This is a genomic window from Pseudoalteromonas sp. D15MCD-2 (genome assembly GCF_038562745.1).
Taxonomy (GTDB): domain Bacteria; phylum Pseudomonadota; class Gammaproteobacteria; order Enterobacterales; family Alteromonadaceae; genus Pseudoalteromonas.
On the sequence record NZ_JBCFQE010000002.1, the window covers coordinates 601,018 to 613,231 of the forward strand.

Below are 12,214 nucleotides of genomic sequence, written 5' to 3' on the forward strand. Positions count from 1 at the left end.
TGCAGTCTCTTAACAACTAAACTTTAAATTTAAGTACCAATTGCTCAAGCTCATAGAACTGGGCTTTCAATTTAGTGCACTCATTCAATGTATTATTAAGATTGCTTTGACCTTGATTTGAAAGCTCACTAATTGAGTGTATATCACTGTCTAGGCTTTGAATCACTTGGTTTTGCTCAGTCGTGGCATTAGCAACACTGTGGTTCACCTCATCGATTGACTCAATGGCACGGGTTACCTCAGCCATTTTATCGCCTGCTACATGAGCTTGCTCAACACTCTTTTCACTGTCGCGAATACTGGCCGTCATAACTTCAACGGCAGTTGCAGAACCTTGTTGTAACTGAGAAATGGTGTCTTCGATTTCTTGTGTTGATTGTTGTGTACGGTGCGCAAGTTGGCGTACTTCGTCAGCTACAACCGCAAAACCACGACCTGCTTCACCGGCACGGGCCGCCTCTATCGCTGCATTAAGAGCGAGCAAGTTAGTTTGCTCACTCACACCTTTGATCACTTCAAGCACTTGGCCAATGCTCACAGTGTGTGCATCTAAACTATTAATGGTTTTTTGCGCCTGCTCCATATTACGAGATAAAGCATTAATAGCTGATAAGTTGTCAGCTAATGCAGATTGGCTTTGTAATGATTGGCTGTTAGCACTGGTTGCTAACGTTGACGCATTACTTGCACTATTTGAGATTTCTACCGCACTCGATGTCAGTTCATTGATTGCCGTTGCCACGTTATCAGTACGTTTTGTTTGGTCAGCATACATGTCGAGCGTGCCTTGAGTTTGATTAACTAAACTCTCAACTAAGCGTTCAAGCTCAACGGTGGTATTTTTAACTTGCTCGATTGATGTATGAATTTTCTCGATGAACGCATTAAAGTAATGGCTTAGCTCACCAAACTCGTCATTATTTTCAACCTCAAGTCGGCGGGTTAAATCCCCCTCACCTTGGGCAATGTCTTTAATTGCATCGTTTAAACGCTGCATTGGACGCATTAAATAGCGAAGTAAAAACTGCATCATTAATACAATCGCCACTATACCCATTAGCATGTAAATAGCCGCCATATTTCTAAATGAGGCAACTGATGAGTAAGCAATTTCTTCGTTGATCACCACACCTAAATACCAATCAACGTTTTGAATTCCTTTGATTTTGGTAAACGATACCAATTTGTCTAAGCCACCTACCTGTACTTCAACAAACTCAGATTGTAACGACAAGCTTTTACCAAATAAGTCACTCATGTTTTTGTCGTTAAATTTAGTTTCTGGGTGGCTTAAAATGCGGCCTTCACTATCTAGTAAAAAACCATAACCAAAGCCTAAAAAGTCAATTTCGTTGACGATTTTAGTAATGGTTTTCATGTCGATGTCGGCACCTGCAACCCCACTAAACACACCGTTGGCTTGCATAGGCGCTACAGCTGAAATAGTCAGTTCATTGGTGGTTACGTCAATATAAGGAGCAGTAAAGGCAGTGTTTGTTTTGTTTTCAACAAGCTTGTACCACGGGCGTGTTGTTGCATCGTAGTCTGGCGGTAAGACAACAGATTGGTCATTCAATACAAAGGTGCCATCCGTGATACCAATATAGGTATTCTTAAAACTCCCCGCTTTGTCGGCTGTATTCAGCTGCGTAAGTGTAAGCTCTTTGCTATCACCAAGTTGATAGGTATCAGCAACTGACGAAACAATCGCTAATTTAGCATTTAACCAGTTAGCTATGTTTTGCGACACTGACTGAGAAATCTCTTGAAGAACGAGCGAAAGCTGCTCCTGCGTTTGGCTGCGCATAGAGATGAAGTTATTAATGGTGAATAAACCGAGCACTATCACTAAAACCAGTGATGCAGCCACAGTTACCTTGGTGGTAAATTTAAGAGTGCTTTGCATGACAAACCTGTTTGTTATTTTTTTCGTTGTTAGCCTCATTATATTTAACAAATTTAAAGCTCTTTGTCTTATAAAATTAAGCTAAAACTAGAAAAACGTTCCTTTTATTAAAGTACGCTTTCTTTGAAAATCAATTACTTTGTTAACGGCAGCCAATTCCACTTCTTAAGTCACATTAATAAAAAAGCAGCAAAAACCAATTGGAACGTTCCTATCAATTATTACTTAAACCGTCCCTGAATACGTATTCATTAAATCATTTTGTCATCTAGTTTTGTTCGCTTTAGCAAAAAAATGGCACAAAAAAACCCCGCAACTCAGTGCGGGGTTTTTATTGATAGTAATTTTAGCCGATGCGTTTTTTCCAGCTATCAGCTAAACGTACAACATTTAAGCCATACCAAGCGATAAATGCATAACAAATCACTGGTACGAAGAAGCTTTGTTGGATGTTTACTGTATCAGCGACTACACCTTGTACTAATGGTACTAAGGCACCACCAACGATTGCTAAACATAACCAACCCGAACCTTTACTAGTTAGTGAGCCTAAACCTTCAATAGCAACAGAGAAAATAGTCGGGAACATAATTGAGTTGAATAAACCAATTGCAAGTACTGAGTAAAGCGCCACATCACCTTCAGTGAATATAGTCACTAACAGCAATACAATAACCATCATGGCATTGAAGAATAACGCTTTTGAAGGCGCAATCTTTTGCAGAGCTGCAGAGCCAATGAAACGACCCACCATTGCACCGCCCCAGTAATAAGCAATTAGGCTTGCAGCCGCATGCTCTTCAAGGCCAGCGATGTGTTCTTCACCAAAATAGTTTACTAAGAAGCTACCAATTGAAACCTCTGCACCTACGTAACAGAAGATACCTATAACACCCATCATTAAATGAGGTGCTTCGGCAAGGCTGTGGCCTTTCGCTTTACAGTCTTGCTCTTCTGTATGCTCTGCAATCACTGGTAATTTAAAGAAAGCAAATACAACAGCAATGGTCAGTAGTGCTGCTGCAAGCATAAGGTAAGGCACTTTTACAGATTCTGCAGTTGCTGCGTTTGCAGCTAATGTGCTTGCTGTACCAAAGAATAAAATACCACCCACATATGGACCAACTGTGGTACCTAGTGAGTTAAGTGCTTGTGCTAAATTTAAACGTGACGACGCCGTTTTTTCAGGACCTAACGCCACAACATACGGGTTAGCAGATACCTGTAATACGGTAATACCTGCTGCTAGAACAAATAACGCACCTAAGAATAACCAGTACTCATGCACAACAACTGCTGGGTAAAATAACATACAGCCAATTGATGCTACGACTAAGCCGGTTAGTACGCCATTTTTGTAGCCCATTTTTTTAACCAACATACCCGCAGGTAGCGAAACAATAAAGTAAGCACCAAAGAAACAAAACTGAACAAGCATTGCCTCTGTGTAGGTTAAATCGAATACCCCTTTTAAGCGCGGGATCAACACGTCATTTAAAACTGTAATGAAACCCCATAAAAAGAACAAGGTTGTCATTGCTGTCAGTGGTAGCAGGTAGTTTTTATTTTGCTGCGAACCATCGGCGACAAACGATTGGTTTGTATTTATTTCACTCACGTGGTTTTCACTCCGTTAACAAGTTACCTTTGATTCTACACATTGAAGTAAAAATAGCACAAAGATTTACTAGGAACGTTCCAATATTTTTATTTCCTGCTATAGTTGCAAGATGAACACAGATTTATTAATAACGCATGGCCACAGTTAACTTTAAAAGCCCTGATTTTCTTAAGCAGCATATCCAAGATACTCTTGCTTTTTATCACCCCCATTGTGTTGATCATTCAGCCCATGGCTTAGCGGGCTTTTATCAATTCTTTAAAAATAATGGCGCGGTTTACGAAAAACACACTCGGCATTTAGTGTCGAGCACCCGCTTTGTTTTTAATTACGCGATGGCGTATATCGAGTTTAAAGATCCAGAATATTTAAGCCTCACTAAACATGGTTTAGCCCACCTTGAACATGCGCATAAACAAGCATCTGGTGGTTATGCTTGGCTTATTGAGCAAGATGATAACGGCACAGTAACAGTGTTAGACGACACCAACCATTGCTATGGGCTTGCCTTTGTTATGCTTGCAAACGCGGTTGCTTTAAAAGCAGGGGTGAACGACTGCAAAAAAACTATTTCACAGGTATGGGATTTATTAGAGCAGCACTACTTTGAACCACAGCATAATGCCTATTTAGATGAGCAAAATGCCGATTTTAGCTGTGCAGATGACTATCGCGGCCAAAATGCCAATATGCATTTATGCGAAGCCTTACTCATGTGTTTTGAAGCAACTAACGAGACCCGTTATTTAAAACGCGCTAAACAACTTGCCGAAACTTTTACCGTAAAACTGGCAGCCCACAGCCAGCAGTTGGTGTGGGAGCACTACTCTAAAAATTGGCAAATCGATTTAGATTACAACAAAGATGACCCGCAGCATTTATTTAGACCTTGGGGATTTCAACCAGGTCATCAAACTGAGTGGGCAAAACTATTACTTATTTTAAACCGCCATATTGATGAACCTTGGCTGGTAACGCGCGCTAAAAGCCTGTTTGATGAAACCCTGAGCATCGCGTGGGATCAGCAACATGGGGGCATTTTCTATGGCTTTGCACCAAATAAACAAATTTGTGATAGCGATAAATACTTTTGGGTGCAGGCCGAATCATTAGCCGCAGCAGCCCTACTCGCTGATGCCACAAATGACGAAAGCTATTGGCAGTGGTACGAAAAAATTTGGCAGTACAGTTGGCAACATATGGTAGATCACCAATATGGTGCGTGGTATCGCATTTTATCAGCACAAAACCAACCATACAGTGACGAAAAATCGCCAGCAGGCAAAACCGACTACCATACTATGGGTGCCTGCTACGAAGTATTAAGAACCTTAACCTTGAGGAATGCATAATGAGTTTAGTGTGTTTTGGCGAAGCATTAATCGACTTTTTATCTGATGGTAAACAACCAGAATCATTTACCAAATACGCAGGTGGCGCACCAGCTAATGTGGCTGTTGCAGCAGCAAAACTAGGCCTAAACACCAGTTTTTGCGGTATGTTAGGCGATGATATGTTCGGTCACTTTATTAAACAAGAGCTTGACCAGCATGCAGTAAACACCCAGTACTGTACATTCACCGATGCGGCTAAAACAGCATTGGCGTTTGTATCACTTGATGACAGTGGCGAACGCTCATTTAGCTTTTATCGCCCACCAGCCGCAGATTTACTGTATCGAGTGGACGACTTTGACCATGCAATGTTTGCAAATCACGCCATCATGCATGTATGCAGCAACAGTTTAACTGAGCACAACATCTATCAAACCACAATTTATGGTTTAACTCAGGCGAAAAAAGCCGGTGCAATTTGTAGCTTTGATATGAATCTGCGCGAAAACCTTTGGCCAAGTATGCGCCATACGCTTGATAGAATGTGGCACGTTATATCACTTTCAGATATCGTGAAACTGTCATTTGAAGAGCTTGAGTTTTTAAATCAAAAAAGCCATCAAGAAATGCCACTTGAGCATACTATTGATGCCATTTTAAAGGCGGGTGTAACCTGTTTGCTAGTTACTAATGGCGGCGAAGCAATCAGCTTTTACCACGCAGACTTTAAAGGCCAAGTTAGCCCACCAGCTACAAAAGTGGTTGATACCACAGCCGCAGGCGATGCGTTCATTGGCGGCATGCTGTCAAAGATTGGTCAGCACTGTGAAAACAAACAAAGCTTTAAAGCGTTTTGTCAAACTCCAGATAATATCGAACAAACCATTGCTTACGCAGCGAAGGCCGGCGCTTTTGCTGTAAGCCGTTATGGTGCATTTGCATCATTACCTAGCGCCGAAGATCTTTTATAACAGCTCATAATTGCTTACAAATCTATTAAGCACTCTAGTGGAGAGTGCTTAAATTTCATGGTATGTTTTTTAACTAATTAAAGAAAAAGGAATTCATCCTATGAATAATAAGCTTCTTGCTGGGGGCGCGATTGCCATTGTTGCAGGTGCGTTGTTGTACTCACAAAATAAAGCCAGTGTTGATGTAGATTTACCAGAGCTAGCCTACGTACCTGCCGATACGGCAGTTTTTTATGGTCAACTTAAACCCTTTCCGTATAGCAAGTATTTTGCGCTTATGCCAGATGCAATGAAAGGTACTAGCGATTTAACGCCCATCATTGCTGAGCTTAAAACTGTTGATGATAAGAATGCCCTATTCCTTGCATCACTGATGGAAAAATACCAACAATCACTGAGCTCTTACGATGCCTTCAAATCGATTTGGGGCTTTGGTGATGACTACAAAGGCATGATGTACGCACAAGGTTTAATGCCGATTGTGCGCTTTCAGGTCGCTGATCAAAGCAGCATTATCAATAGCATTAAACAATCTGCTGATGAAGCCGGTATTGCGTATACAACTGAAAGCCTTGAAGGCGTAAGCTACACACGCTTTGCCATTGAGCTTGAAGGCTTAGATAACTTCAACCTAATTGCATCAACTCACAACAATTGGGCTACCATCACGCTAACCACTGCGCTTTCTAATGAACAAGATTTACGTATTGCCCTTGGCGTAGAAAAACCGGCTCAATCACTGGCTGAGACTAAAAAACTGCCTGAGCTTATTAAAACTTTTTCGCTTGATGGCAACTCGGTTGGCTTTGTTGATCATCAACGTATCGCCAATGCTGTAACAGGCAAAGAAGACTCTCGCTTACACCAGATGCTCAAAGAGCTACTTGATAAAGCCCAGCAAGCAAATGCGTTAGCAATGATTTCAACTCCTGAGTGCCAAGATGATATTGCCGCCATTGCCGCTAAATGGCCTGCAACAGTATCAGGCACAACAAAAACACGTATTACAGCCGACTACGCTGACTTTGACGTAAAAGCAGTACTGCAAAGCACAGATCAAGACTTACTAAATACGCTACAAGCTGTGCGTGGTTTTGTACCAAAACATACCACTGAGCTTGATGGGCAAATGATGAGTATTGCCTATGGTATTGATGTAGCAAAAGTCCTCCCGCTTGCCAACACACTAACCGGTGCAATTAAATCAGCTGAGTTTAACTGTGGCCCAATTGTCGCACTACAAAATGAAATGCAAGAAGTGAGCACTGCTGGCCTTGCTATGGTGTCGGGTTTTGCAAATGGCGTACAAGGCATGAGTGTAAGCGTTCAAGACGCTGCATTGACCATTGATGACTACAACGGCCCACAAATAGACAAGCTTGATGCCATCGTTACCCTATCGGCGACTGATGCCCATGGTTTGTATTCAATTGCGCAAGGTTTTGTACCGCCGCTTGCTAACATAAAACTACCAGCCAATGGTGATGCAGTGTTGATCAATGAATACATTCCATCGCCTGTGCCACTTAACTTTGATATAAAAATGGCCCTTAAAGGCAATCATATTGTGATTTTTACGGGTGATAAGTCAGCGCAGATTGCCGAAACCTTAGAGTCGCAAAGTGTTACTAAAAATGGCTTTGTGAACATGGCATTCGACGTACAAAAAATCTTATTACCTTTGCTTGATACGATTGCTGCAACGGGTCAATTAAGTGATGAAGAAATGGCTGAGCTTGATTCGCTACGCGAGCAACCTGTCGGTGTTTATTTTGCCACAGACATTACTGACAACGGCATTGGCCTTGAAAGTAACGTACAAATTACTAAAAAGTAGCTTTTGAATTTGAATCTAAAAAGAGCGCTATTTAGCGCTCTTTTTTTGTTGCCATTTTAGTGAGTTGTTGGTGTCACGGCTGTTACAAATTGTGTCGTTTGAACTCTCAATACCACCGAGTTTGGCAAGTCGGTCGTATAGCACCACATTGCAGGTTGCGGCTAGGTTCATACAGCCTATGGTTGGCACATACACTACTTCATCACACCATTTCAGCACGTCTTTACTGACCGAGCCATCTTCAGGGCCAAATACATAAAATGCGTTTTCAGGGTGCTTAAATTCAGGCAGCGGCGTTGCACCTTCAACAAGCTCAATCACCACCGTTGTGGCACCCTCAGGCTTTGCTTGCTCTAGGCTTTCAACTTGCGTGAGCGGAATATGTTCAAGCACATTTTTGGTATCGGTGTGATACTTATTAGCGCGTAAATAGCGGCTACCAGTAAAAAACACCTGCTTAGCATTGTAACAACCCGCGGCACGTAATACCCCACCCACATTGGTTGGGCTTTTTGGGTTTAACAAGCCAATGCTTGCTTTAAGTGTGCTCATTAATCAATGTCTCTGGTTGGCCATTCGGCCACGTACAGATCAAAGTCATCAAGGTCTACATCACAGTCTTTCACTGTTTTGTCACGCACAGAAATACCCAGCTCATGCATCATATCTTTACTGCCACCGTTCAGTAGCGGGTGCCAAGACGCAAGGCCACGGCCTTCGTAAAGGCGGCGGTAGCTACAGCTTTGCGGCATAAAAAAGATATCTTTGAGGTTTTCTTTAGTGAGCTTTACACATGAAGGCACCAAGGTTTGGCGGTTCGCATATTCGCTGCACCCACAGGTGTCGTTGTCTAGGTATTGGCAAACAATATTAGTGAAGATAAGTTCTTCACCCTCGCGAAGTTGATCCGTTGCGGTAAATTCATCTTCGTCTTCACTGTCGATAAATGTGTTTAAACAACATTTACCACAGCCGTCACAAATGGCTTCCCATTCGGGTTGTGACATTTGCTCAAGCGAGCGCTTAAGCCAAAATTGATCTTCTAACATGGTATTACTCAAAGCCCCTAAACAGCGCGCATTCTAGCGTAAAGCCAGCATGCGCGCAAAGGTGCTATTTTTGCTCGTTAACCCAACGCTTAATTTTCTCTTCAAGAATTGGCATCGGTAATGCGCCATCAATCAGCACTTGCGTATGGAAAGCTTTAATATCGAACTTATCGCCTAGCTCTTTGCTCGCATAGTCACGTAGTTCTTGAATTTTGAACTGACCTAACTTGTACGACAGAGCTTGGCCCGGCCATGCAATGTAACGCTCAACTTCGGCGATAATGTCGCTTTCGGCCATTGATGAGTTAGCCAACATGTAATCAATACCTTGTTGACGTGTCCAACCTTTTGCGTGGAAACCAGTATCAAGCACTAAGCGCATTGCACGTAATTGCTCATCTGATAAACGGCCGTACCACATGTAAGGGTCGGTAAATAAGCCAAGCTCTTTACCTAAGCTTTCTGCATACAATGCCCAACCTTCTGCAAATACCGTGTAGCCACCGAATTTACGGAACAGCGGTAATCCTTCAATTTCTTGCTGCAAGGCAATTTGAAAGTGATGACCCGGCGCGGCTTCGTGAATAGATAAGGTTTCAAGTAAAAACTTAGGCTGCGCTTTTAGATTAAAGGTATTGATATAGAAAATACCTGGGCGTGAGCCATCTGGCGCTGGCGACTGGTAAGATGCACCCGCAGCAGATTCAGCGCGGAAATCTTCAACTGCTTTTACAACGTATGGCGCTTTTGGCGCAATATCGAACATTTGCGGCAGCTTAGCATCAATCTTTTCTTTTACTGCTTCGTACGCAGCAATTAGCTCTTCAGGCGTATCGTAGTAAAACTCATCTGAGGTTCTTAGGTGTTCAAAAAACGCTTTTAAATCGCCTTCAAAACCGACCGTTTCTTTGACTTTTTTCATCTCAGATAAAATGCGCGATACTTCGCTTAAACCAATGTCATGAATTTCATCGGCGTTTAGGCTCAGCGTAGTATGCTGTTTAATTTGATACTCATACCATGCTTTACCATTTGGCAGGTCGCTGTAACCAATGCTTTCACGGGCATTTGGAATGTATTCATTCGCTAAAAAGTCAGCCATTTTTTGATACGCAGGCACTAAACGCTCGCTGATCATTGCCGTGTACGCGCTTGTTAGCTGTGCTTTTTGCTCGTCGCTGAAAGACTCAGGTAACTGAGCAATTGGCCCCCAGAATAATGACTCTTCTGGTTTTTCTAAAATATGAGTTTGAAATTGCGGTAATAGTTTTTCAGCAAGCGGTTTAGGAAGAACCACTTTGTCTTTCATGCCTTGGCGCATTGATTGCTCAACACTGTCTAACCACGCGATGAAACCATCAGCACGTTTTTCAAATGCTTGATAATCTTCAACCGTGTTAAAAGGCTGTGCACTTTGCCCAGAACCTAACGCAGCAAAGGTATTGTGCGCCCCGCCCATTTGATTTATTGGCATTAAGTAACTTGGAAACTGAGCGCCTTCAATCGCAAGGTCTAAATCGCGGGCTAGAATTTCGTAGCTCAATAATGATTGACCTGTTAATTGCGCCTTGTCGATATTTGCTAGTTTGTTTTTGTATTCTTTAACAAAGTTAAGCTGCTCATCGCGGTTTGCTTTACTAATAGGTGCAATAAATTGGTCGTTATATTCGCTACGGCCAATGTAAGTACCACCAATTGGATTAAATTTTAAGCCTGCTTCAAAGTAGTCTGCTAATAATGTATCAAGTTGCTCTGTGGCTGACGTTGCGCTTGGTGCTTGTTTGCTTACTTCTTGAGTTGGTTTTTCGTTGCTTGGCGTTGATTCATTACAACCAAGTAATGCAAACATCACCGCTGAACTAAGTAGTGCTAGTTTTACGTTTTTCATTCTTTCCCTGCCCTTATATTAAGTACGCGTAAATTATGAGGGTTTAGTTCCCTATTTAGCAAGTATCGCTGCAACTTATCGCAGTTTATTTACACTTTGTAAGCTGATTGCTAGAGTGGCGGCTCGACTTACCAATTTTGAATAAAAATGAAAAAGACAGTTCTTGCTATTAGCCTAGGCCTAGCCTGCCTAACCTCTTTAAATACCTACGCAACTACCTACTTATCGGCAAAAGCCATGGTAGATGTAAATTCAGGTAAACTGATTAAATCACCACTTATTAGTATAGATAACGGTCAAATTACAGCTGTACAAAGTAATAAACAGCCTAGCTTAAAAGATGGCGATAAGCACATTCAATTACTAGAACTGACTCTGGTGCCAGGTTTAATGGATATGCATGTGCATTTAACGAGCGACCCTACCGTGCCGCGCAGTGAGCGAATTGGTCAATCGATTCCGCGCAAAGCAATTAAAGCGGCGCATTTTGCCGAAAAAACACTGTATGCGGGTTTTACAACGCTGCGTAACTTAGGCGCAGAAGGCTACAGCGTGATTGCAGTACGAGATGGCATTAACGCAGGCGACATTGTTGGCCCACGTATTTGGGCTGCAGGCCCGTCATTAGGTGTTACTGGCGGTCACTGCGATAACAACCGTTTACCACCAGAAATGAAATACACCGCCGAAGGCGTTGCTGATGGCCCATGGGCCGTGCGCGCTAAAGTACGTGAAAACATTAAGTACGGTGCCAATGCCATTAAGTTTTGTGCAACAGGCGGGGTATTCTCAAAAGGCACAAAAGTCGGTATTCAACAATATAGCCAAGACGAAATGAACGCCATCGTTGACGAGGCTCATTTACGTGGCCTTACTGTAGCAGCCCATGCGCACGGTACCAGTGGTATTAAAGCAGCCATTGTTGCTGGTGTAGACAGTGTTGAGCACGTTAGTTTTGTCGATGACGAAGCCATTAAACTTGCAAAAAAACACGGCACTTGGTTCTCAATGGATATTTACAACACTGAGTACACTCTTGCCTTTGGCGAACAAAACGGGGTTGCAGAAGAAAACCTCAATAAAGAGCGCCAAGTGTCTAAAAAGCAACGCGATAGCTTTAGCCGTGCAGTAAAAGCAGGCGTAAACATGGTATTTGGTACCGATGCAGCGATTTACCCTCATGGCGATAACGCGAAGCAGTTTTCGCGTATGGTTGAGTTTGGTATGACACCGCTGCAAGCATTGCAGTCTGCCACCATCAATAGTGCCAAACTACTTAAAGCTGATGATCAACTTGGCCAAATCAAAAGCGGTTTCTTAGCCGATATTATCGCCGTTAAAGGCAACCCACTTGAAAACATTGCAGTACTAGAAGATGTACAATTTGTTATGAAAGACGGTAAAGTTTTTAAATAAGCTATTATGCTGGCTTTGCATGAGTGAAGTCAGCAACCCTTCTTTGTATCTATATCGTAAACAAAATTACCAATCATAAATTAGTTGTTAGCAACTTGTATCTAAATAAAGAAATTACCCAAAATAGATAAATAAAACTTGAAATGAAAATAGCTCGCATTATCATTGCCGAAAAATCTCGACAAATTACCT

At 42.3% G+C, this 12,214-nt stretch carries 9 protein-coding genes; 4 read left to right on the plus strand and 5 right to left on the minus strand.

Features of this window, described 5'->3' with window-relative positions; all coding sequences use genetic code 11:
* Positions 1–16: 16 nt before the first annotated feature.
* On the minus strand, positions 17–1,906 hold the full coding sequence (locus AADY36_RS19430; protein ID WP_054563799.1) for a methyl-accepting chemotaxis protein: 1,890 nt from the start codon (positions 1,904–1,906) through the stop codon (positions 17–19).
* A gap of 346 nt (positions 1,907–2,252) precedes the next feature.
* Positions 2,253–3,524, minus strand: coding sequence for an L-fucose:H+ symporter permease (gene fucP, locus AADY36_RS19435; RefSeq protein WP_054563798.1), 1,272 nt, complete (start codon positions 3,522–3,524; stop codon positions 2,253–2,255).
* A gap of 137 nt (positions 3,525–3,661) precedes the next feature.
* Here fucP and AADY36_RS19440 point away from each other — a divergent pair, with 137 nt between their 5' ends.
* The 3 genes from AADY36_RS19440 (at position 3,662) to AADY36_RS19450 (ending at position 7,669) form a co-directional block, all read left to right on the plus strand.
* Positions 3,662–4,879 carry an AGE family epimerase/isomerase gene (locus AADY36_RS19440; protein ID WP_055021631.1) on the plus strand — a complete coding sequence of 406 codons (1,218 nt, stop codon included), beginning with the start codon at positions 3,662–3,664 and terminating at the stop codon, positions 4,877–4,879.
* Entirely contained in the window at positions 4,879–5,832 is a 954-nt protein-coding gene (locus tag AADY36_RS19445) for a carbohydrate kinase family protein (protein ID WP_054563796.1), read from the plus strand. Before AADY36_RS19440 ends, AADY36_RS19445 begins: the two co-directional genes overlap by 1 nt.
* Positions 5,833–5,932: 100 nt before the next feature.
* The gene (locus tag AADY36_RS19450; RefSeq protein WP_342409534.1) at positions 5,933–7,669 is read left to right on the plus strand and encodes a hypothetical protein; all 1,737 of its coding nucleotides are present in this window, start codon (positions 5,933–5,935) and stop codon (positions 7,667–7,669) included.
* A gap of 27 nt (positions 7,670–7,696) precedes the next feature.
* Here the strand turns inward: AADY36_RS19450 and AADY36_RS19455 are convergent, their stop codons facing one another.
* The 3 genes from AADY36_RS19455 to AADY36_RS19465 all read right to left on the minus strand — a co-directional run bounded on the left by AADY36_RS19455 (position 7,697) and on the right by AADY36_RS19465 (position 10,606).
* Positions 7,697–8,221, minus strand: a complete 525-nt coding sequence (locus tag AADY36_RS19455) for an RNA methyltransferase (protein WP_054563794.1) — start codon at positions 8,219–8,221, stop codon at positions 7,697–7,699.
* Positions 8,221–8,718, minus strand: a complete 498-nt coding sequence (locus tag AADY36_RS19460; protein ID WP_054552059.1) for a YcgN family cysteine cluster protein — start codon at positions 8,716–8,718, stop codon at positions 8,221–8,223. The genes AADY36_RS19455 and AADY36_RS19460 overlap by 1 nt, the downstream gene beginning before the upstream one ends.
* Before the next feature lie 64 nt (positions 8,719–8,782).
* Positions 8,783–10,606 (minus strand): DUF885 domain-containing protein, encoded by a 1,824-nt coding sequence (locus AADY36_RS19465; protein WP_342409535.1) that lies wholly within the window; start codon positions 10,604–10,606, stop codon positions 8,783–8,785.
* 147 nt (positions 10,607–10,753) lie between these two features.
* On the opposite strand from AADY36_RS19465, the gene AADY36_RS19470 reads away from it, so the two are divergent.
* Positions 10,754–12,022: a Xaa-Pro dipeptidase gene (locus AADY36_RS19470; protein ID WP_239964246.1), complete on the plus strand. Its 1,269-nt coding sequence runs from the start codon at positions 10,754–10,756 to the stop codon at positions 12,020–12,022.
* Positions 12,023–12,214: the final 192 nt, after the last annotated feature.